This window comes from Arthrobacter sp. MYb23 (assembly GCF_002979775.1).
Lineage (GTDB): Bacteria > Actinomycetota > Actinomycetes > Actinomycetales > Micrococcaceae > Arthrobacter.
This window is the reverse complement of the sequence record NZ_PCPR01000016.1, coordinates 57,143-77,755: the sequence shown is the minus strand read 5'-3', so window position 1 is coordinate 77,755 and position 20,613 is coordinate 57,143. Positions and strand designations below refer to the sequence as shown.

At 63.2% G+C, this 20,613-nt stretch carries 20 protein-coding genes; 13 read left to right on the top strand and 7 right to left on the bottom strand.

Going from position 1 to position 20,613, the window contains the following annotated elements; all coding sequences use genetic code 11:
• Positions 1–31: 31 nt before the first annotated feature.
• On the bottom strand, positions 32–1,249 hold the full coding sequence (locus CQ020_RS16140; RefSeq protein WP_105692769.1) for an ROK family transcriptional regulator: 1,218 nt from the start codon (positions 1,247–1,249) through the stop codon (positions 32–34).
• A gap of 189 nt (positions 1,250–1,438) precedes the next feature.
• Here CQ020_RS16140 and CQ020_RS16135 point away from each other — a divergent pair, with 189 nt between their 5' ends.
• From CQ020_RS16135 to CQ020_RS16085, 11 genes are all read left to right on the top strand, one after another.
• Positions 1,439–2,485 carry a Gfo/Idh/MocA family protein gene (locus tag CQ020_RS16135; RefSeq protein ID WP_105692768.1) on the top strand — a complete coding sequence of 349 codons (1,047 nt, stop codon included), beginning with the start codon at positions 1,439–1,441 and terminating at the stop codon, positions 2,483–2,485.
• Entirely contained in the window at positions 2,482–3,297 is an 816-nt protein-coding gene (locus CQ020_RS16130; protein ID WP_105692767.1) for a hypothetical protein, read from the top strand. Before CQ020_RS16135 ends, CQ020_RS16130 begins: the two co-directional genes overlap by 4 nt.
• Positions 3,298–3,414: 117 nt before the next feature.
• Positions 3,415–4,746, top strand: coding sequence for an ABC transporter substrate-binding protein (locus CQ020_RS16125; protein WP_105692766.1), 1,332 nt, complete (start codon positions 3,415–3,417; stop codon positions 4,744–4,746).
• Between the two features lie 13 nt (positions 4,747–4,759).
• Complete coding sequence (locus CQ020_RS16120) at positions 4,760–5,722, top strand: carbohydrate ABC transporter permease (protein ID WP_062070051.1); 963 nt, start codon at positions 4,760–4,762, stop codon at positions 5,720–5,722.
• Positions 5,722–6,615 carry a carbohydrate ABC transporter permease gene (locus CQ020_RS16115; protein WP_062070049.1) on the top strand — a complete coding sequence of 298 codons (894 nt, stop codon included), beginning with the start codon at positions 5,722–5,724 and terminating at the stop codon, positions 6,613–6,615. The genes CQ020_RS16120 and CQ020_RS16115 overlap by 1 nt, the downstream gene beginning before the upstream one ends.
• A gap of 58 nt (positions 6,616–6,673) precedes the next feature.
• On the top strand, positions 6,674–7,435 hold the full coding sequence (locus CQ020_RS16110) for a sugar phosphate isomerase/epimerase (RefSeq protein WP_105692765.1): 762 nt from the start codon (positions 6,674–6,676) through the stop codon (positions 7,433–7,435).
• The gene (locus tag CQ020_RS16105) at positions 7,432–8,553 is read left to right on the top strand and encodes a Gfo/Idh/MocA family protein (protein WP_105692764.1); all 1,122 of its coding nucleotides are present in this window, start codon (positions 7,432–7,434) and stop codon (positions 8,551–8,553) included. The genes CQ020_RS16110 and CQ020_RS16105 overlap by 4 nt, the downstream gene beginning before the upstream one ends.
• Positions 8,554–8,574: 21 nt before the next feature.
• Positions 8,575–9,765, top strand: coding sequence for a Gfo/Idh/MocA family protein (locus tag CQ020_RS16100; protein ID WP_105692763.1), 1,191 nt, complete (start codon positions 8,575–8,577; stop codon positions 9,763–9,765).
• 1 nt (position 9,766) lies between these two features.
• A complete protein-coding gene (locus CQ020_RS16095; RefSeq protein WP_105692762.1) occupies positions 9,767–10,768 on the top strand; it encodes a sugar phosphate isomerase/epimerase in 1,002 nt (333 codons plus the stop codon).
• A 4-nt stretch (positions 10,769–10,772) separates the two neighbouring features.
• Positions 10,773–11,804 carry a Gfo/Idh/MocA family protein gene (locus CQ020_RS16090; RefSeq protein ID WP_105692761.1) on the top strand — a complete coding sequence of 344 codons (1,032 nt, stop codon included), beginning with the start codon at positions 10,773–10,775 and terminating at the stop codon, positions 11,802–11,804.
• On the top strand, positions 11,797–12,267 hold the full coding sequence (locus CQ020_RS16085; protein WP_105692760.1) for a heme-degrading domain-containing protein: 471 nt from the start codon (positions 11,797–11,799) through the stop codon (positions 12,265–12,267). Before CQ020_RS16090 ends, CQ020_RS16085 begins: the two co-directional genes overlap by 8 nt.
• A gap of 19 nt (positions 12,268–12,286) precedes the next feature.
• Here the strand turns inward: CQ020_RS16085 and CQ020_RS16080 are convergent, their stop codons facing one another.
• The 4 genes from CQ020_RS16080 to CQ020_RS16065 are packed head-to-tail and all read right to left on the bottom strand — an operon-like array spanning position 12,287 to position 16,641.
• Positions 12,287–13,348: an NAD(P)-dependent alcohol dehydrogenase gene (locus CQ020_RS16080; protein ID WP_105692759.1), complete on the bottom strand. Its 1,062-nt coding sequence runs from the start codon at positions 13,346–13,348 to the stop codon at positions 12,287–12,289.
• A gap of 40 nt (positions 13,349–13,388) precedes the next feature.
• Entirely contained in the window at positions 13,389–14,303 is a 915-nt protein-coding gene (locus CQ020_RS16075; protein ID WP_105692758.1) for a carbohydrate ABC transporter permease, read from the bottom strand.
• Positions 14,300–15,268, bottom strand: coding sequence for a carbohydrate ABC transporter permease (locus CQ020_RS16070; RefSeq protein ID WP_105692757.1), 969 nt, complete (start codon positions 15,266–15,268; stop codon positions 14,300–14,302). Before CQ020_RS16070 ends, CQ020_RS16075 begins: the two co-directional genes overlap by 4 nt.
• 20 nt (positions 15,269–15,288) lie before the next feature.
• Positions 15,289–16,641, bottom strand: a complete 1,353-nt coding sequence (locus CQ020_RS16065; protein WP_105692756.1) for a sugar ABC transporter substrate-binding protein — start codon at positions 16,639–16,641, stop codon at positions 15,289–15,291.
• A 205-nt stretch (positions 16,642–16,846) separates the two neighbouring features.
• On the opposite strand from CQ020_RS16065, the gene CQ020_RS16060 reads away from it, so the two are divergent.
• Positions 16,847–17,767 (top strand): AraC family transcriptional regulator, encoded by a 921-nt coding sequence (locus tag CQ020_RS16060; RefSeq protein WP_105692755.1) that lies wholly within the window; start codon positions 16,847–16,849, stop codon positions 17,765–17,767.
• Positions 17,768–17,878: 111 nt separating this feature from the next.
• Entirely contained in the window at positions 17,879–18,910 is a 1,032-nt protein-coding gene (locus CQ020_RS16055) for an LLM class flavin-dependent oxidoreductase (RefSeq protein ID WP_105692754.1), read from the top strand.
• Between the two features lie 41 nt (positions 18,911–18,951).
• Here the strand turns inward: CQ020_RS16055 and CQ020_RS16050 are convergent, their stop codons facing one another.
• Together CQ020_RS16050 and CQ020_RS16045 are read right to left on the bottom strand one after the other, a co-directional pair.
• Positions 18,952–20,328, bottom strand: coding sequence for a type II toxin-antitoxin system HipA family toxin (locus tag CQ020_RS16050; protein WP_105692753.1), 1,377 nt, complete (start codon positions 20,326–20,328; stop codon positions 18,952–18,954).
• Complete coding sequence (locus tag CQ020_RS16045) at positions 20,329–20,613, bottom strand: helix-turn-helix transcriptional regulator (protein ID WP_158256313.1); 285 nt, start codon at positions 20,611–20,613, stop codon at positions 20,329–20,331.

Here is a 20,613-nt window from a genome sequence, read left to right as displayed (position 1 = left end):
CCGGCGCTGGGCGGCCGGTCACAAACAAGGCTTAGCCCGTAGCCTGAAGCGTGGCCTCGATCACTGCCGGAGACAGGACATGCTGGGTGACCATTTGGCTGGCACCCAGGATGGCGGCGCGGTCGCCGGCCATGGAAATGCCGATGCGCAGGTGCGTGGTGGCCAGCGGCAGGGAGCGCCGGTAGACCACTTCCCGGATGCCGGCCACAAGGTGTTCGCCCGCTTCTCCCACGCTGCCGCCGATGATGATCATGGAGGGGTTGAGAAGGTTAACCACGGTTGCCAGCACATCGCCAACATCGCGTCCCGCCTGCCGCAGCGCCTGAATGGCCTGCAGATTTCCTTCACCCACCAGCCGCAGGACATCAGCACCGGTGGAAGCTTCCAGCCCTTGGGACTGCAGTTGACGCGCGACGGCGGGACCCGAGGCGAGCGCTTCGAGGCAGCCGTGGTTGCCGCACCGGCAGAGGACGTCGTCGCCGCGGGGAACCCGGACGTGGCCGAGGTCGCCGGCGGTGCCGTTAGCGCCACGCTGCAGTTCACCGCTGCTGATGATGCCTGCACCGATGCCGGTGGCAACCTTGATGAACAGGAAGTTCTCATGGTCCGGCCAGTACGCGGTTCGTTCGCCCAGGGCCATGATGTTGACGTCGTTGTCCACCAGGACGGGTACAGGCAGCGAGCGCTGGACGTAAGTGACGACGTCGAATCCGTCCCAACCCGGCATGATGGGCGGCTTCACGGGCCGTCCGGTGTCGTGCTCAACGGGGCCGGGCAAACCGATGCCCATGCCGGCGAGGTCGCCAAATTCGCGGCCCGCCTCGGCAAGGAGTTCACGGCCTGCGGAGACGACGCGGCCCAGGACAACCTCAGGGCCGTCGGCGACTTCTTGCGCGAGTCGTCGCTCCGCGAGGATGCTGCCGCTGAGGTCGGTGACGGCAACAATCACGTGGGTTGCTCCGACGTCGACGGCCAGGACGACGCGCGCGGCGGGGTTGAAGGCAAAGCGCGACGGCGGCCTGCCGCCGCTGGAGCTCGCCTCACCTGCGGGGCCCACCAGTCCGGAATTGATGAGGGCATCGATGCGGGAGGCGACCGTTGAACGGGCCAGCCCGGTGGTGACTGCGAGCTCGGCCCGTGTGCGGGCTTGGCCGTCGCGGAGGAGTTGGAAGAGATCGCCAGCACGCGAGAGATTACCGGCCTCCTGGACGGAGGCATTTCCGGCGTCGTGAGTGGTGGCGGTTGTCATGCCTTTAGTGAAGCACGATTGCTTATGCGTGTCATGCAGCAGAAGTTTGTCGGCAATATTTCAACTTTTGCTTGACGCTCGGCAAAAGTCCCCCTAGGTTGTGATGAGCAGCACATCAGTCCGCTTACGAAGAGGTAACTGAACTTGTCCAGCCATTCAAAGGCACCGCAGCAGGCACTTCCCAAACCAATGGGTGTTGGCATCCTCGGCGCCGGCCCGGTCACCCAGGCCATCCACTTGCCGTCCCTCGCCCGACTGGGCGACATCCTTACCGTCCGCCACATCATGGATGTGGACCCCGCCGTGGCTGAGTCCGTTGCAGCCCGCGTCGGTGCCACGCACAGCACCAGCATCGATGCCCTCTTGGGTGATCCCGACGTCGAGATTGTTGCCATCTGCAGCCCGCACCAGTTCCACGCCGAACAGGTCATCGCCGCCTGCCGCGCCGGAAAGAAAGCCGTCCTCTGCGAGAAGCCCTTCGCCATGAACGCCGAAGAAGCAGCACTGATCTCCGCGGTCAGCGCGGAAACCGGGGTGCCCATCATCGTGGGCGCCATGCACACCTTTGATCCGGGCTGGCTTGCCGCCTCGGAGAACTGGGATGACCTCCCGGAGACGGCCCACACCATCCGCTCCTCGATCGTCCTTCCGCCCAACGCACGTTTTGAAGACTTCGCCACGGAAATCATCACGCGTCCGGCCGGCGGCGCTCCGGACTACACGGACGCCGAGGTCATCAAGGGCGCACTTCGCGGCGGCGTCATGGGCTTGGCCATCCACGACCTCCCTTTGATCCGCAGGTTCACTCCGGACTTCAAGGACGTGGAGGTGCTCGAGGCACGCCACGTGCGCCCGTTCGGCTATGTCATCTCACTCCGCACCCCCACCCGGACCATCGAGCTCCGCGCAGCCATGAACAACACGTGGAAGCCGGAGTGGAGCTTCGAGGCGTTTTCCGACGACGCCGCCCTCCGCATCGATTTCACCCCGTCCTACGTCCAGGCTGGCTCCGCCGTGGCAACCTTCACCCGCGGTAGCCGGACAACAGTCCACGGCCCTTTCGAGCACAACGGCTACGAAGGAGAGTGGCGTGAACTCGCTGCCCTCGCCGCTGGCAAGCAGCCGCCCGCGGCGCAAACCCTGATTGACGATCTCACCTTCGCCCTGGACATCGCCGACGCCACGGTGGCCAATGTGGAGAGCCAGCACGCCGTTGCCGAAGGAGCCCACGCATGAGCGCCGCCGTCACGTTCCAGCAGTACACGGTCCACGCCGCTCCGGAGGCCCAGGAGGCCGGCGCCGTGGCGTTGGCGGTCGCCTCCCTCCCCGAGTCCTTCGGTCCGGCCGCCAGCGTCAACCAAGCCGACGTCCAGGTCATCTCCGGACAGCCCGGTTGGACTGTACGAGCAGCGGAAGCCGTCGCTACCGGAGCCCGCGGCGTAGTGGTGGTCAACCCGGCAGCAGAGAACACCGACTCACTTCAGGCAGCCGCTCAACAATCCGGTGCAGCAGTGGTCCTTGATCAGCGCTGGGCGTCCAACCCCGCCGTCCCGGGGGCCGAGGACGCGGTCCGTTCCATGGTGGGCCGCGCGGCTCTCCTCGACACGGTCGCCACCGCTCAAGTGGGAACCGACTCCGGCGAGTTGTTCGCGGACCATCTTGCCGCCGTCGTGCGCCTTGCGGGTCCACTGGCGAACCTCCGTCACCTCCGCCGCGGACCTCACGGCTACACCACCACAGGGGTCCTCGCCAACGGTGCGCCGGTTGCCATCCAGGGCGTGGTGTCGAACGCACGCCCGGCGGCCCTGGACTTCCGGCTGCTGACCGACGACGGCGGCGTCAGCGTCACGCTGCCCGAACCGCTGGCTGCGTGGCCGGCGACGGTCAAAGTCACCGGACCTCAAGGCGAGCTTCTTCTTCCCACGATCTACGAATCTGCTCACCGCGCCACGTGGCGCCGGCTCAAGGAACACCTCGATGCCGGCTCCAGCTCCTCCGATCTGCACCGCTTTGCGGCGCTCACGGAATCCATCACAGCCCTTTCCTAAACCGAGCTTTACAACAAACAGCACTACCAGCCATTCAGTACGCATTGCCCTACTCAAAGTTGAGCTGGACCGGCACGCCCACGCAAACCTGCGGTGCCCGTCCCGAAAGGAATCACTATGAATGTTCAGTCTGCAGCCTCCCGTTCCGTCTCCCGCCGCGGTTTCCTCGGCCTGACCGCCGCGGCAGCTTCAGTACCTCTGCTGGCAGCCTGCGGCGGCGGCTCAGCCACCCAGGGCGGAGGAGGCGGCGGTGCCGGTGGGACCGTCAAGTTCTGGGACATGCCCTGGGCAACGCCGGCCTACAACGATTCCGCCAAGAAGATCGCTGAAGGCTTCGCAGGTGCCAACAACGCCAAGGCCAACTACCAGATCATCCAGTGGAACAACTTCTACCAAACCTTCTCCTCTGCCATCGCGTCCAAGACCGGCCCGGCAGTATCCACTGGCGGCGGTTTCCAGGCCTTCCAATTTGAGCAGCAGGGCCAGATCGCGTACGCGGACAAGGTCATTGAGAAGCTGAAGTCCAACGGCCAGTTCGACGATTTCCTTCCCGGCGTGCTGGACCCGTTCAAGTCGGACAAGGGCTACGTCGCCGTGCCGTGGCAGCTGGATATGCGCGTGTTCTGGTACCGCAAGTCCCTGTTCGAGAAGGCCGGAGTCTCACTCCCCACCGACTGGCCGTCCCTCCTGGAAGCCGGCAAGGCACTGAAGAAGGTGGGCGCGTTCGGCTTCGCTACCGGTGCGGGCTCAGGCAACAACTACGGCAACCACTCCATGATCATGATGATGGTCAACAACGGCGGCGGCGTGTGGAACAAGAACGGCGAGCTGGACCTGCTCAACGACCGCAACGTCGAGGCGATTGAGTTCGTCCGCGAACTGGTCTCCAACGGCATCGTGGACCCCGCAGCCGTCAGCTACACCACTGACAACATGTCCGCACAGTGGAAGGACGGCAAGGCCGGATTCGGCCTGTTCCAAGTCAACGTTCCCCAGCGTGTGGGCGATACCTCCGGGGACCTGCTGGTGGCCGACCCCATCACCGGCCCGCACGGCGACAAGGCCACCATCGTGTTCCCGAACAACATCATGATGTACAAGAACACCCCCTCGCAGGAAGCGTCCGAAGAGTTCCTGGTCTACTACCTGGGCCAGCTCAAGGAACTGTGGAAGCAGAAGCTCATGTCCGCGCTGCCGGTCTTCAAGTCCATCACCGAGATCCCCGAATTCGCCGATGACCCCAACAACGTCAAGATCGTCAAGGACTGGCAGCCCATCGCCAAGACCTTCGCTTCCCAGGGCAGCACCCTTAACGCCAACCTCGCAGCACTCGACGGCGGCCAGGCACTGAACCAGTTCAGCCAGTCGATCCTGACCGGCCAGGCAGCAGATGCCAAGAGCGCACTGCAGGCCTTCCAGTCCGGCCTCGAATCGGTCCTGAAGAAGTAGAACGGTACCTGCCATGACATCCACCACCGCACCATCAGGCCTGTCCCGGGCCCGCCGGGGGCTCGCTCCCGGCGGCTCGGGGGCCTCCCCGGGGAGACGCAAGAGCAAGCTCAGCGCTCAAACCACCCGCACCTTCTTCTGGCTCCTGATTCCCTCCGTGGTCCTGCTCGTCCTGATCCACGGCTACCCTCTGATCCACGCCGCAGTACAAGCCACCCACGACGGCGACCTGCTCCAGACCGGCAACTTCGTGGGCGGCGAGAACTTCGCAAACGTCCTGTCCTCCCCTGCATTCTGGAAAGCCGCACAATTCACCCTCTGGTTCACCATTGTTGGGGTCTTCGGCTCCTGGCTGGTGGGCCTGGGACTCGCCTTGTTACTGAGGACCAAGATCCCTGCCGGGAACACCTTCAAGGTCCTGCTGCTCCTGCCCTGGGTGGTGCCGATCGTAGTCTCCTCCACCGCCTGGAACTGGCTGGTGGCAACCCCTGACAGCCTGATCCCCTCGATCTTCCGTGGCCTCGGCCTGGGCACCCCGCTGTTCCTGGCGGATCCCACCCTGGCTTCCATCACGGTGATGGTGTTCAAGGTGTGGGTGTCATTCCCCTTCATGATGATGATGATCTCCGCGGCCCTGGCCTCGGTGGACACCACGGTCTACGAAGCCGCCAGCATGGACGGCGCCAGCCCCTGGCAGCAGTTCACGCAGATCACCCTGCCGCTGATCGCCCGTTCCACCTACATCAGCTGGATCCTGATGACGATCTTCTGCGTCAACGACTTCCCCACTATCTACCTGCTCACTGGCGGCGGTCCCGTCAGTGCCACCACCTCCCTGGTGGTCCTTGCCTACCGCACCGTCTTCCAGGACTTTGCCACCGGCCCCGGCGTCGCAATCGCCTTCCTCATGACCATGACCCTGGTAGTCATCTCCGTCATCCTGTACCGCCAGATCCGAAAGTCGAGCGTCGAATAATGAGCGCTGTACTCCACGCACACCCCGAATCCGGCCCCGCCCTCGGCATCACCGACACCGGCAAGACCCGCCGTGTTCTCTCCGAAGCCGGCATGCGCGGACGCTGGTGGCGGTTCGCCCTGATCCTGGCCATCACCGTGATTGTCCTGGTCCCCATCATGGTCACCGTGGTGCTGGCCTTCACTCCTGGTGTCAACAGCACGGCCACCGGGTTCACTTTCGAGAACCTTGCCAACGTCTTCAATGGGACGCTCGCCGCGACCTGGCTGCAGAACAGCTTGGTCACCACGCTCTCCACCGTGGTGGTCTCCGTGGCCGTGGCAGCTCCCGCCGGTTACGTCCTTTCCCGCGGCCGCTCCAAAGCAGTCTCGGGCTACTCCCTGCTGCTGTTCGTCATGCAGTCACTGCCCATCATCACCTCGGTGGTCCCACTGTTCATCCTCTTCGCAGGCATGGGTCTGGTGGACAACCTTCTGGGCATCACCATCATCTACGTCGGCTCCACCATGACCGTGGCCACCTGGATGATGGCCGCCTACTTCGACTCCATCCCCATCAGCCTCGAAGAAGCGTCCTGGATTGATGGCTGCTCAGTGTTCGGATCGTTCACCAAAGTGGTGCTCCGAAACTCACTGCCAGGCATCCTCTCCACCGCCATCTTCGCCTTCCTGCTGGCATGGAACGACTACCTGGTAGCCATCGTGTTCCTCCGCTCCAACGAGATCTTCACCCTCCCCATGGGCGTCCAATCGTTCTTCCAGCAGAATGCCACCGACTGGACATCCGTCATGGCCCTGGCCGTCGTCATGATGCTCCCGCCCATCATCGTCTTCGCCGCACTGAACAAGTACTTCAGCGTCGGCGGAATCGGTGGCTCCCTCGCCGGGCGCTAACTAGACTGGCGCCAAGTCCCTGAAATCCCGGAAAAACCCACTCCCGAAAAGGAACCCAATGTCTTACTCACTCCAGCTGTACACCCTCCGCAATGCCATCCAGGAGGACCTGCCTGGAACCATCAAGAAGGTGGCCGAGATCGGTTTTACCCAGGTTGAGCCGTACAACTTCGTGGCCACCGCCAAGGAACTCGGTGCGGCTTTGAAGGAGAACGGGCTTTCCGCTCCATCCGGCCACGCGCCCCTCTTGAGCCAGGACCAGGACGAGATCTTTGCTGCCGCCAAGGAACTGGGCATCACCACGGTCATTGATCCGTTCCTTCCCGCGGAGCACTGGCAGGACGCCGAAACCATCCAGGGCACGGCCGCCAAGCTCAACGCAGCAGCGAAGAAGGGTGCTGAGTATGGCATCCGTGTGGGTTACCACAACCATGCATGGGAGCTGGAGTCCACCGTCGAGGGTAAGACCGCCTTGGAATACTTCGAAGGACTGCTGGATCCGGAACTCGTCCTTGAGGTCGACACCTACTGGGTGGCCGTTGGAGGAGTGGATCCTGTGGAACTCCTGGCTCGCCTCGGTGACCGCGTGAAGCTCATCCACATCAAGGACGGCCCGGGGAACACCGATACCAAGGCTCAGCAGCCCGCTGGCCAGGGAACCATCCCTGTGCTGGATGTCATCGCAGCTGCCAAGTCCCTGGAGGTTGGCGTGGTGGAATTCGACGACTACTCCGGTGACATCTTCGAAGGCATCACCGAGAGCCTGGCCTACCTGACCGCCGCAACCAGCGCCAACGCAGCAGAAGGAGCCAAGGCATGAGCTTCGCTCCTTCCACCCGTAAAGGCCCGGTGGGCGTCGCTGTCATCGGCGCAGGCAACATCAGCAAGCAGTACCTGGACAACCTCACCACTTTCCCTGACCTGAAGGTCCTGGTGATCGCCGACCTCTTCGTCGACGCCGCCGAGGCACGCGCCAAGGAATACGGCATCCCGGAGTTCGGTGCGCCTGAGCTGGCACTGAACCATCCCGACGTCGAAATCATCGTGAACCTGACCATCCCGGCAGCGCACGTGGAGGTTGCCACGGCCGCGGTCAACGCGGGCAAGCACGTCTGGACTGAGAAGCCCTTCTCGCTTGACCGCGAGTCCGGGCTTGGCCTGCTCAAAGCCGCGGATGCCGCCGGCATCCGCCTCGGCACCGCCCCGGACACGTTCCTGGGCGCAGGCCTGCAGACAGCCCGCCGGATCATCGAGCGTGGTGACATCGGCACCCCGCTGACCGGCATGACCACGTTCCAGACCCCCGGTCCTGAGTCGTGGCACCCGAACCCCGCGTTCTTGTTCCAGCACGGTGCCGGGCCGCTGTTCGACATGGGCCCGTACTACCTCACGGCCCTGATTCAGACCTTCGGCTCCATCCGCAAGGTGGCCGCCGTCGGCTCCTCCGCCAAGGCGACCCGCGTGATCGGTTCCGGTCCCAAGGCGGGCGAGGAATTCGCCGTCGAGGTCCCCACGCATGTGTCCGCGATGGCGCAGTTCGAAGGCGGGCAGTCCAGCCACAGCGTCTTCTCCTTCGAATCGCCGCGCCTGCGGATGGGCTTCGTGGAGATCACCGGCTCGGAGGCTACGCTGTCATTGCCGGACCCGAACTACTTCGACGGCGAGTTGAAGCTGTGGCGTCCGGGCGCGGAAGAACCGGAGATCATCCCTGCCACCGGGCCGGCCAACGGCCGCGGCCTGGGTGTGCTGGACATGGCCCGCGCCTTGCGTGCCGGCACCGCACACCGGGCCACGGGCGATCTCGCCTACCACGTGCTGGACAGCATGGTTTCGATCGCTGAATCCGTGGAATCGGGCTCGTTCGTGGATGTCATCAGCAACGCCCCTGCTTCGGCTGCGGTCCCTGAGGACTGGGCACCCGAAACAGCCACTCTCTAAGAAATAGCGAGGAACAAGAACATGACCACCCCCGCCCACCCATCCGACCACCCTTCCCAGACGCGTCAACCACTGGGCGTTGCCGCCATTGGCTACGCCTTTATGGGTAAGGCCCATTCGAATGCGTGGCGGAACGTGGCCAGCTTCTTCGACGTCCCGGCTTTCGAGCAGAAAGTGCTCGTGGGCCGGGACGCCACCCAAGTGGCAGAGGCCGCAGCCAAGTACGGCTGGGCCGAGTCCGCCACGGATTGGCGTTCCGTGATTGATCGGGACGACATCCACATCATCGATATCTGCGCGCCCGGCTGGATGCACGCCGAAATCGCCATCGCGGCATTGGCCGCCGGGAAACACGTGCTCGTTGAAAAGCCGCTGGCCAACACCCTGGGCGAGGCCGAGTTGATGGTGGCCGCGGCCGCCTCCGCGCGGGCCAACGGCGTGCAGTCCATGATCGGTTTCAACTACCGCCGCGTCCCTGCCCTCGCACTGGCGCGGGAACTCATAGCGGAAGGACGGCTCGGCACCATCCGGCACGTCCGCGCCGCCTACCTTCAGGACTGGCTCTCCGACGCCGAGTCCCCCATGACCTGGCGCCTCCGCAAGGAAACCGCCGGCTCCGGGGCGCTCGGCGACATCGCCTCGCACGCCATCGATCAGGTTCTCTTCCTCTTGGGTGACGCGGTCACCGAGGTCTCCGGCCGCCTGCACACCTTCGTGGAGCGCCGCCCCGGAACTAATGGTCCGGAAGATGTCACGGTGGACGACGCCGCTTGGGCCACACTGACCCTCGCCTCCGGAGCAATCGCCTCAGTTGAGGTTTCGCGTGTAGCGACGGGCCAGAAGAACTCCCTCAAGCTCGAAATTTACGGCGACAAGGGCACCATCCTTTTTGACCTTGAAGCCCTGAACGAACTCGGCTTCCTGGATGCCACCGCGCCCGTGCGTGAGCAGGGCTTCCGGAGAATCCTGGTCAACGAGCCCGAACACCCCTACCTCGAGGCGTGGTGGCCGCAGGGTCACATCATCGGCTGGGAACACACTTTCACCCACCAGATCCGGGACTTCCTGACCGCCATCGCGGCTGGTGAGGCGCCGTCGCCGTCGTTCGAGGAAGGCCTGAACGTCCAGCACATCCTCGCGGCAGTGGAAGAGTCCGCGGCCGCCAAAAGCTCACTGATCCAGCTCAACGCAACCACAATTGAAGGAGCCTGACATGCCCCGCCCGTACACCCTCTTCACCGGCCAGTGGGCCGACCTCCCCTTCGAGGAAGTCGCGCGCCTAGCCTCGGGCTGGGGCTACGACGGCCTGGAAATCGCCGTCTCCGGAGACCACCTGGACGCCTGGCGCTGGGACGAACCCGGCTACGTCGACTCCAAACTCGCCATCCTGGAAAAGTACAACCTCAAAGTCTGGGCCATCTCCAACCACCTCAAAGGCCAGGCCGTCTGCGATGACCCCATCGACTTCCGCCACGAAGCCATCGTCGGCTCCAAAGTCTGGGGCGACGGGGAACCCGAAGGAGTCCGCCAACGCGCTGCCGAGGAAATGAAACACACCGCCCGCCTCGCCCGCGCTTTGGGCGTGGACACCGTGGTTGGTTTCACCGGCTCATCCATCTGGCAGTACGTCGCCATGTTCCCACCCGTCCCCGAAAAAGTCATCGAGGCCGGCTACCAGGACTTCGCCGACCGCTGGAACCCCATCCTGGACGTCTTCGACGAAAACGGGGTCCGCTTCGCCCACGAAGTCCACCCCTCCGAAATCGCCTACGACTACTGGACCACCGTCCGGACCCTCGAAGCGATCGGTCACCGGCCCGCTTTCGGCCTGAACTGGGACCCCTCCCACTTCATGTGGCAGGGCATCGACCCGGTCTCCTTCATCTGGGACTTCAAAGACCGGATCTACCACGTGGACTGCAAGGACACCAAGCTCCGCCCCACCGGCCGGAACACCGTCATGGGCTCCCACCTGCCCTGGGGCGACCCCCGCCGCGGCTGGGACTTCGTCTCCGCCGGGCGCGGTGACGTGCCCTGGGAATCATCCTTCCGCGCCCTCACCGCCATCGGCTACGACGGACCGATCTCCGTAGAATGGGAGGACGCAGGAATGGACCGACTCCACGGGGCACCCGAAGCCCTGGCCGCACTGAAGAAGTTCGACTTCCCGGCGTCGCAGACCTCCTTCGACGCCGCCTTCAGCAGCAAGGACTAAGCACGTGACCCTCAGCAACGGCACCTCCGATGGAACAATCCGCTGGGGCATCCTCGGCACAGGATTTATTGCCGGGCTCCAGACCACGGACCTGAACGAGAATGGTTTCGCGGTGCAAGCCGTAGGCTCGCGCTCCTTGGAATCGAGTGAGTCGTTCGCTGAGGAGTACGGCGTGGCCACCGCGCACGGCAGCTATGAGGACCTTGTTGCTGATCCCATGGTTGATGTGGTCTACGTGGCCACGCCACACCCTTTCCACCACGCAAATGCTCTCTTGGCGTTGAATGCCGGCAAGCACGTGCTGGTGGAGAAGGCGTTCACCATGAACGCCCGCCAGGCACAGGACATCGTTGACCTCGCGGAATCCAAAGGGCTCGTGGCGTTGGAGGCCATGTGGACCCGGTTCCTGCCGCACATGATTCGTATCCGGGACATCATCGCTGCCGGCACCATCGGTGAGGTACGCAAGGTGGTGGCCACCCACAACCAGAGCCTTCCCAAGGATCCCGCGCACCGGCTCAACGATCCCGCCCTGGGCGGCGGAGCGCTGCTGGACCTGGGCATTTACCCGATCTCCTTTGCCTTCGACATCCTCGGCACGCCTGCGTCGGTGAAGGCCAGCGCCTCCATGTCCGCCACCGGCGTCGACCGCCAGACCGCAGCGATCTTCGAATACGCCAATGGTGCCCAGGCGATGGTGGATTGCGAGCTGGACGCCGCCAGCGCCAACCGTGCCATGGTCATCGGCACCGATGGCTGGATCGACATCGAAAGCACCTGGTACAACCCGGTGCCCTTCACGGTCTTCGGGGTTGATGGCAGTGTTGTTGAGCGGGATGACCAGCCTGTCACCAGCCGGGGCATGCAGTACCAGGCCGCCGAGTTGGAGCGCCTGATCCGCTCAGGCGAGACTGCCGGGACCATCTTGCCACCGGCCGAGACCGTGGCCATCATGGCAGCCATGGACGAAATCCGGAAGCAGATCGGGCTCCGCTACGAGTCCGATGCCGTCGTGGAAGGAACGACTAATGACTGATTCACCGCGCCTCGCTGAACTCCGCCAGCAGGAAGATGAGCTGGTCTTCGCTTCGTTCGATCACCACGACGCATGGCGGCTCGGCTCACTGATAGCCAACCATGCCATTGCTTCCGATCTTGGCGTTGCAATCGATATCCGACGCCACAACCTCGTGCTCTTCCGCTGCGTGCTGCCCGGCACGACGTCCGACCAGGAAGAATGGATCCGCCGCAAGTCCGCGTCCGTGCTGCGGTTCGAGCACAGCACTGCCTTGTTGGGCGAACAATTCGCCGAGCGCAACCCATTTGGTGGTGGGTGGTTGGCTCCGGAGGACTACACGTTGGACGGCGGTTCTTTCCCCATCCGTGTGCGTGATGCCGGTGTGATCGGTGCCGTCACAGTGTCCGGCTTGTCGTCCGAGGCGGACCACCAGATGGTGGTGGACGGAATCCGGAACTACCTGAAGACGGTGGGGGTCTAGGAGCGGAGGCTCCACGGGTTCATCGGCCCGGGTACACCACGGCTTTAAGCTGGCCGGGCTGCTTGCCGGCCTTAAGCGCTGCCTCGGACTCAGCGAGGGAGAACCTGCCCGTGACCAGGATGTCCAGGTCCACTTTGCCGTCCGCGAGCAATTGGATGGCAAGGGGCCAGGTGTTGGTGTAGCGGAAGACGCCGGAGAGCCAGATTTCGCGGTTCTGGATGTAGGAGACGGGCAGTTCAACGTCGTCCGCACCGAGTCCCACCAGGATTACGCGGCCTGCAGGCCCCACGGCCCTAATGCCGGAACGGACCGCCTGCGGTGCCCCGGAAGCGTCAATGAAGGCATCGACGTCGAGCCCTTCCACGCTGTCCGTCTTCGCGTTCAGCGCATGCGTCGCACCGTGTTCCAAGGCGAAGGCGAGACGGTCGTGGGCGATGTCCGTGATGTAGATTTCGCTTGCGCCGAAGGCCCGTGCGGCCTGCGCCGCGATGATGCCGATGGGACCGGCGCCGGCGATCAGGACCCGGCTGCCGGGTTTGATTTCGGCACGCTCGCACGCCCAGAGCCCCACAGAGAGCGGCTCGATCAGGGCAGCGGCTTCGTCGCTGACGTTGTCCGGGATGTCGTATGCGAAGTCGCTTTGGATGGTGACGTACTCGGCGAACGCCCCGTCCACGGGAGGGGTCGCGTAGAACTCCATCTCCGGGCAGAGGTTGTAGCGCCCCGCCTTGCACTGCTTGCAGGTCCGGCACGGGCGTTGGGGCTCGACGGCGACTCTCGCACCAAGGCGGACAGGGTCTACGGAACTTCCGACGGCGGCAATCCGCCCTGCGAGTTCGTGGCCGAGGATCAAGGGGTGGTCCACCACGTAATCGCCGATCCGGCCGTGCTCGTAGTAGTGGACGTCGCTTCCGCAGACTCCGACCGCGGAAACCTGAACCAGCACCTGGTCGGCTTCGAGGTGCGGGATGGGCAGTGCTTCCATGGTCATCCCGCCCTGGCGCTGCAGGATGGCCGCACGCATGCTGGCCGGCAGCTCGGGCTGGTTGAGCAGAGGGGTTTGAGTGGTTGAGGTTGTCATGATGAAAGTCCTTTGGAGTTGATTACGTGACCGCGCCGAATTACTTGACCGCGCCGAGGGAGAGGCCTTGGACGAGCTTGTCCTGCGCCGCGAATCCTGCGAACAGGACAGGAAGCGAAATGATGACGGCGGCTGCGCAGACTTTGGCGAGGAAGAGGCCTTGGCTGGAGACGAATCCCGTGAGGAAAACGGGAGCAGTGCCCGCCACAACGCCTGTGAGTACCCTTGCCAGCAGGAGTTCGTTCCAGCTGAAAATGAAGCAGATCAAGGCTGTGGCTGCGATGCCCGGCATTGCCACGGGTGCGATCACCTTGCGCAGCGTGAGGATCAGGTTAGCTCCGTCGATCTGGGCCGCTTCGAGCATTTCCACGGGGACTTCGGCGAGGAAGGACCGCATCATCCACACTGCGATGGGCAGGTTCATGGAGGTGTACATGAGGATAAGGAACCAGATGTTGTCCAGTGCGCCAACGGTCTTGGCGAAAAGGTAGAGCGGCAGGATGGCTGCGACCACGGGCATCATCTTGGTGGAGAGGAAGAAGAACATGACGTCCGTCCATTTCTTCACCGGTCTGATGGACAGGGCGTACGCGGCGGGAATGGCCAGGACAAGCACCAGGACGGTGGACAGAATGGAGGCCGTGGCGGAGTTGATCAGCGAAGGCCAAGGGCTAACGCCGGACGTCTCTCCGAAGAACTCCTTGTAGGCATCCAGGGTGAGGTTCGCCGCGATGGAGGGCGGGTTGGTGGCGGCGTCCGTCTCGGAGTGGAACGAGGTCAGTATCATCCAGAGGACGGGTGCGGCGAAGAGTAACGACATCAGCCAGGCTGCGATGCCGGCGGCCGTGTTGTTGCGGGTGGGATCCATCCGGGACTTGCCCCGACGACGGACACCGGAAGGTGAGCTGGATTTTTCAGGGGTGATGCGGGTTGCGGCAGGACTGAGTGTGCTCATCGTGCTGCCTCCTTCTTGAAGAGCGAGAAAACGGTGCGGAGGGCGAACGTCGCCACCAGGATGGTGCCAATGACCACCACAACGCCGGCCGCGGAGGCAAGCCCGTACTCATTGGCGTAGTAGAACGTCTGGTAGATCGCGTACGGAAGGTTCGCGGTACCCAAGCCACCCGACGTAAGGGTGAAGACGGCGTCGAAATTCTGGACGATATAGATGGCTCCCAACAAGCCTCCAAGTTCCAGATACTGCCGCAAGTGCGGGAGCGTCAGGTGCCGGAAGATGGCCCACGGCGTGGCACCGTCCATCTGGGCCGCCTCCACGGTATCCATAGGCCGGGACTGCAAGCCTGCCAGGAGGATGAGCATCATGAACGGGGTCCACTGCCACACCAGCGAGATGATCACTGCCATCAGCGGTGCTTGGGACAACAGGTCCAACTGCGGAGGAGCATCGCTGCCGAACAGGGACCAGATCCATGTCAGGACACCGTTGATCAGTCCGTACGTGGGGTTGAGGAGTGCGTGCTTCCAGATCAGGGCTGCGGCCACGGGCACCACCAGAAACGGTGCAATCAGCAGGGTCCTTGCCAGTCCGCGTCCGATGAACTTCTTATCCAGCAGCAGCGCCAGGCCAAGTCCGATGACCAGGCTGGCCAGGACCACGGCCACTGTGAGGAGGATGGTGGTAAAGATTGCTTGGCGGAGGTCGGGATCGGTAAGGACCGTGACGTAGTTCTGCAAGCCGGCGAAACCCGTGGTGTTTGGGCTCAAGCTGTTCCAGTTCAGGAACGAGATGATCAGGGTCACCACAAAGGGAAGCTGCGTGACAATGATGAGGAAGATCAGGGCTGGAAGCAGCGGCGCACGCCGGGCCCAGGCCAGTGCGCGTTCCCGCGATGCTTTGTTTCGTGAAGGTGTGGCTGTGGCATGTCCCGGGCGGGAGATGCGCGCCGTTGCGGTAGTCATGATGTTCTCCTGCGGTTCGGTTATTGCTTGTTCTTGTACTTGTCGCCGACCTTTTGCGCGGCTTCCTGGCCCTTGGCCAGTGCGTCGGCCACGCTCCCCTGTCCGGCAATGGCAGAGCTGACGCCTTGGGAGACGTTGGTGCCAAGCGCGGCGAACTCGGGGATGCCCACAAACTGGATGCCGACTGCAGGACGTTCCTGGAGGCCGGGGTTCTTAGGGTCTGCATTCTCGATGGCAAAGCGTTCGGCTTCGAAGAACGGGGCAGCGTCCTGGAATTCCGGGTTCTCATACGTGGAGATGCGCTTACCTGACGGCACCTTGGCCCAGCCGAGCTTGGAGGCCACCAGTTCTTCGTAGTCTCTTGAACTTGCCCAGGCGATGAACTTTTCCGCGGAGTCCTTCTTCTTCGACGCCGCCTGCAAGGCCCAAGACCACGTCCACAACCAGCCTGAGGACGCGGTTTCCTTCACCGGGGCCTGCGCATAACCGATCTTGCCCTTCACCGGGGAGGCCTCCGCCTCCAGTGCGCCGGCGGCCGAGGTTGCGTCGTACCACATGGCCACTTTGCTTTGCGTCAGGTTATTCAGGCATTCGGTGAAGCCAGCCTGGGCTGCACCGGCTTGACCGTACTCCCGGACCAGTTTCGTGTAGAACTCGGTGGCTTCCGTGAACTCGGGCGAGGTGACCTTGGCGTTCCAGTCTTTGTCGAACCAGGTACCGCCGAAGGTGTTGACCACGGTTGTCAGCGGCGCGAAGACCTGCCCCCAACCGGGCTGGCCCCGGAGGCAGATGCCCTTCATCCCGGGTTCTGCCCCGTCCACCTTGGCGGCAAGATCGGCCACTTCATCCCACGTTGGCTTCTCCGGCATGGTGAGGCCCTTGGCATCGAGTACGTCCTTGCGGTACATCAGGAAGGACGATTCACCATAGAAGGGTTCCCCGTAGAGCTTGCCGTCGTTCCCGGTGAGGGAGGCGGTGTAAGCCGGAAGGATGTCGGCCTGGTTGAACTCAGGGTCCTCGGCTACGTTGTCCAACGGTGCCAACCAGCCGTTGGCCGAATAAAACGGGATTTCGTAGTTGGACAGCGTGGCGACATCGTACTGTCCGGCCTGGCTGGAGAACTCCTGGCTGATCTTTGCCCGGACGTCATTCTCGGGCAGCACTGTGTAGTTCACCCGGATGCCGGTCTCTTTGGTGAAGTTGTCCGCAGTAAGCCTCTGCAGGTCTTCCATCTGCGGGTTGTTGACCATCAGGACGCTGATGCTGTTCTGGTCACCAGTCCCGGTTCCGCCCGCTCCGGCACAGGCCGTAGCGGTGAGCGCGATGCACAAGACGCCGGCTGCAAGGGCTGCCACACGTGTTTTTGGGCGCATTGAGGACTCCTTCGTTCTTCATGGGGGTGCGCAGTCTCCGCACTCCTACCACTGCGTGGAAGTACAAGACTTGGGCGGGGCATTCGACCGGATTTCCGGGTCGCCTCGCTGTGTTCCTCAACATTAGGCGTGTGGGGTGGGGCACAACTAGCGTCATTGATGACGCATACTGATACTTATTTTCCCGACATCTCCGGAGGCCCCCATGAGTTCCGCCCCTCCTGGCAACGCTGCGGCCCGCCTGGCCCAACGGCTGGTGGGGATGCGCGCCAATCGCGAAGTGATCCCGGAGGATCCGAACCATTCGGTCCGCTGGCACCAACATGACTACCCCAGCCCGGTAGCGCGTTGGAACTATCACCCTGAATACGAGATCCACCTGATCCGAAAGGGCCACGGGAAGTTCATTGTGGGCGACCACATCGGTACGTTCGAGGCCGGCCACGTTGCCTTGGTAGGGTCCGGACTCCCCCACGACTGGGTCAGCGATCTCGAACCAGGTGAAATGCTGGCCAACCGTGACGCCGTGATCCAGTTCGACGGAAAATGGTTGGAGCAGGCGGCTGCACTGGTCCCCGAACTAGCCGAAGTGCGTCCACTGCTGGAACAGGCTGCACGCGGAATCGAATTCGCCGGCACCACAGCCAAAGCGGCGGCATCCTCCATCGAAGCCATGGGCACTTCCACCGGCTTGGAGCGCCTGCGCCATCTGCTGGCATTGTTCGCGACCCTCTGCCAGGCGCCGGATCACGAGCGCACCTACCTCGCCGACGAATGGTTCCGGCCGCAATTGGACGGCCAGGCCCAGGCAGTAGTGGACATCGTCCTGGAGTACGTCTTCAGCAACCACGCCGGAAGCATCTCCATGTCAGAAGCAGCAGCCATGGTGGGAATGGCCGAGCCCACTTTCTCCAAGTACTTCAAACGATCTACGGGCCAAAACTTCACGGACCTCGTCCGCAAGCTGCGGCTGGCACACGCACGCCGCCTCCTGGAACGCACCGACAAGCCAATCTCGGACATTTGCTACGAGGTGGGCTTCAGCAATCTGTCCAACTTCAACCGTCGTTTCCTGGCAGACGCGGGGGTGAGTCCCAGCCAGTTCCGCAAGCGCGTACAAGGCTAGCCAAGGCGACTGGTGGTCGTACCCCTCACAAAAGGTAACCTCCCGCCGTCGTCGTCGGTACCGGCGCCTATTCTGGGCAGTAGCCGCACGCCCAACCCGAAGGAACTGACCATGCCCACTCCCAAACAGCCGCTCCGCAAGCTCGGTTTTCTCACCATTGGCCTGTTCGACGCCGCTGATCCGGCAGCCGGCCACCGGTCCACGTTGGAGATCATCGAGCTCGGTGAGCAGTTGGGATTCGACAGTGCATGGTTGCGGCACCGGCATTTGCAGTTCGGCATCTCCTCCCCCGTGGCGGTGATGGCCGCCGCCAGCCAGCGCACGTCCAGGATTGAGCTGGGCACAGCGGTCACTCCGCTGGGTTGGGAAAGTCCGTTGCGCCTGGCAGAGGACCTGGCCACAGTGGATTTGCTCGCCGGGGGACGTGTCAATCCGGGGCTGAGCGTGGGCGAACCGATGCACTACGACACCGTGAAGCATGAGCTGTACCCGGATTCTTCGGAAACAGAGGACTTCTCGTACGCCCGCGTGGACCGGTTCGCACGCTTGGTCGCAGGCGAAAAAGTGCGGGACTTTTCCGGCAAGCAGGGCGTCGTGGAAGAGTTCTCCAACCGGGTGGAGCCGCACTCTCCCGGACTGCGCAGCCGCCTTTGGTATGGGGCGGGCAGCATGAAGTCGGCCGTCTGGGCGGGGGCCAACGGCTTCAATTTGTTGTCCAGCAGTGTGATTTTCCCGGACCAGGATCAGGAACCGGACTTCGCCAAGGTCCAACAATCGCAGATTCGGGCATACCGCGAAGCAGCCGCCGCATCAGGAAACACCGCCCGGGCTTCGCAGGGCCTGGTGGTGATCCCCACTGATTCCGCCTCGAAGGCGCAGCGCGAGAAGTACCAGCGGTACGTCGACGAACGCACGCCACGCACGACTGCTCCGCAGGGGCCCAAGGGCATGATGTTCGCGAAGGATCTCATCGGCACCAGTGACGAAATCGCCGCGCAACTGTACGCCCATGAGGGTTTCCAGGAAGTGGATGAGGTGGCGTTCGCGCTGCCCTTCAGCTTCGACCACGAGGACTATGTGCAGATCCTCACCGACATCGCGGGAAGGTTGGGCCCGGCTTTGGGCTGGAAACCGACCGCATGAGCGGTTAGCGCTGAAATATACATTCGCCCAGCTAGAGTCGCTCAGCTCCGTCGGCGAAAGTGCCCCCGAACGAGCTTTCCCGCACGCATGTGTTCGGGCACCCATACATCACCGTGCGATTTCGGGGGTACCGGGGTGGATGATCCGCCCATGTCTATCACGGCCGGGGCGGGAGCCAAGGACGCCACCCGCATGGCATTCCCACCTTCGAAGGCCTTGGTCATGTAGTCAAGGGAATCAGGTTCAGCTCCCAGGCTGAGGGCGTCTTCCCGCCAGTGGGATATCGCGGTTGCGACCTGCTGCAGCCGACCAATGGCCGCGTCCCTGGTCAGCCGAAAAGCATCGGCGAACTCCAAGAGATCCCGAACGTCCCTGTCGAAGAGCCCGCCATGTGGGGTGAGCGGCGTATCTGATGTACCTGACGGCACAGGGTTCACGTCGAACGAGGGTGAAAGGCGCCAGCCTCTCTTGGTTCGCAGGAGCCCGTGGTTTCGCATATGGTCATCGGTGTTGTTGACCATGGCGATGAGAGCGGCCCGGCTGAACATCTCGTTGGCATCCTGAACAGGTTCGGCAGAGATATGGGCCACTTCGGAGGCGATTTTCACGTAGTCCGGGTGTGAGTACGTATCGAGTTGGAGGGCTGTGCGAACACTCATGTACGGGATTCGCCGCTCACCGTCGCGGTCAAAGCGCCGGGTGAGGAAGATGTGGGAGTATTCAGATAGCTGCATGAGCCGCGACTCGGCGACCCTGATGCCTGCCCGTTGCTGCAGCCTGATGGCGACCATTTCCCACAGTTGCACGTTGCCGACGTCCGATGTCTTCGGGAACTTTGCCAACAGCATGGATCCGTCGTCGTCCCGGACCCAGGCTTTGGGCTGAGCACCACCCGGAGAGGAACCGGCACCCATGAGCAAGGAATTTTCTTCCTTGACCTCGCCAGTTTCAGCGAAGAGTCTGGCCTCTTCCGAGAGCCCCCTAAGGTCGCGGATTCCTGCACCCCGACCCCACGACGACAGGAATTGCCCGTTCTCCCGGAAGCGAAGTGCGCCCTGCCTGGTCTCATCGTTGACCAGCAGCAAGTAGCCCGCCTCGCCCGTTGGCGGAATGCGGCCGGCACCCTTGGCGAGGGCCTGTTGGCGCAGTTCTTCGAATAACAACTTCTTGCCCCAGTCATCCGGCGAGGCGTCCTGGAAGGAGCCGAACAGCCCGCGGCCCAGGGTAGGAGTCTGGGGGCCGCGCCGCAGGGGTAGCTCCGGGGAAACCTCGAATGCTTCTGCAGCGGATATCCAGCTGTCGGCGTAGGTGAATGTGACGTGTTCGCGGGGGGAAAGCCCATCCGTTTCAATGTCCATCACGCCGGCCAAGGACTCGTTGACGAGCACCTCCACGCGCCTGATGTTTCGGGCAGCCACTTAGTTCCTCCTGGGGGCGCGCCGCCTGCTCAGCAGGTGCGCCCGCGCCCTGCCAAGATCTGTATTCAGGGGATCCAAAGAACTAATAAGGTCTTCATCAACACCGAGCACAGACGCTACGGTCATCAGGTGCTCGATTTTTCCACCCTCACCGGTTTCCAAGCGCATGAGAGTTGGACGTGACACATCAGCACGTTCGGCGACAAGCTCCTGAGATAAGCCGAGAATGATTCGTCGGCTTCGCAGGTTCTCCCCCAGACGGCGCATGGCATCTCTGCTGTTCAT

Coding starts and splice junctions, on each gene's coding strand:
- CQ020_RS16095 (WP_105692762.1), top strand. CDS start 9,767: ATGCCCCGCCCGTACACCCTCTTCACCGGCCAGTGGGCCGACCTCCCC.
- CQ020_RS16045 (WP_158256313.1), bottom strand. CDS start 20,613: ATGAACAGCAGAGATGCCATGCGCCGTCTGGGGGAGAACCTGCGAAGC.
- CQ020_RS16070 (WP_105692757.1), bottom strand. CDS start 15,268: ATGACTACCGCAACGGCGCGCATCTCCCGCCCGGGACATGCCACAGCC.
- CQ020_RS16130 (WP_105692767.1), top strand. CDS start 2,482: ATGAGCGCCGCCGTCACGTTCCAGCAGTACACGGTCCACGCCGCTCCG.
- CQ020_RS16055 (WP_105692754.1), top strand. CDS start 17,879: ATGCCCACTCCCAAACAGCCGCTCCGCAAGCTCGGTTTTCTCACCATT.
- CQ020_RS16110 (WP_105692765.1), top strand. CDS start 6,674: ATGTCTTACTCACTCCAGCTGTACACCCTCCGCAATGCCATCCAGGAG.
- CQ020_RS16120 (WP_062070051.1), top strand. CDS start 4,760: ATGACATCCACCACCGCACCATCAGGCCTGTCCCGGGCCCGCCGGGGG.
- CQ020_RS16100 (WP_105692763.1), top strand. CDS start 8,575: ATGACCACCCCCGCCCACCCATCCGACCACCCTTCCCAGACGCGTCAA.
- CQ020_RS16105 (WP_105692764.1), top strand. CDS start 7,432: ATGAGCTTCGCTCCTTCCACCCGTAAAGGCCCGGTGGGCGTCGCTGTC.
- CQ020_RS16075 (WP_105692758.1), bottom strand. CDS start 14,303: ATGAGCACACTCAGTCCTGCCGCAACCCGCATCACCCCTGAAAAATCC.
- CQ020_RS16085 (WP_105692760.1), top strand. CDS start 11,797: ATGACTGATTCACCGCGCCTCGCTGAACTCCGCCAGCAGGAAGATGAG.
- CQ020_RS16065 (WP_105692756.1), bottom strand. CDS start 16,641: ATGCGCCCAAAAACACGTGTGGCAGCCCTTGCAGCCGGCGTCTTGTGC.
- CQ020_RS16135 (WP_105692768.1), top strand. CDS start 1,439: ATGGGTGTTGGCATCCTCGGCGCCGGCCCGGTCACCCAGGCCATCCAC.
- CQ020_RS16060 (WP_105692755.1), top strand. CDS start 16,847: ATGAGTTCCGCCCCTCCTGGCAACGCTGCGGCCCGCCTGGCCCAACGG.
- CQ020_RS16080 (WP_105692759.1), bottom strand. CDS start 13,348: ATGACAACCTCAACCACTCAAACCCCTCTGCTCAACCAGCCCGAGCTG.
- CQ020_RS16115 (WP_062070049.1), top strand. CDS start 5,722: ATGAGCGCTGTACTCCACGCACACCCCGAATCCGGCCCCGCCCTCGGC.
- CQ020_RS16125 (WP_105692766.1), top strand. CDS start 3,415: ATGAATGTTCAGTCTGCAGCCTCCCGTTCCGTCTCCCGCCGCGGTTTC.
- CQ020_RS16140 (WP_105692769.1), bottom strand. CDS start 1,249: ATGACAACCGCCACCACTCACGACGCCGGAAATGCCTCCGTCCAGGAG.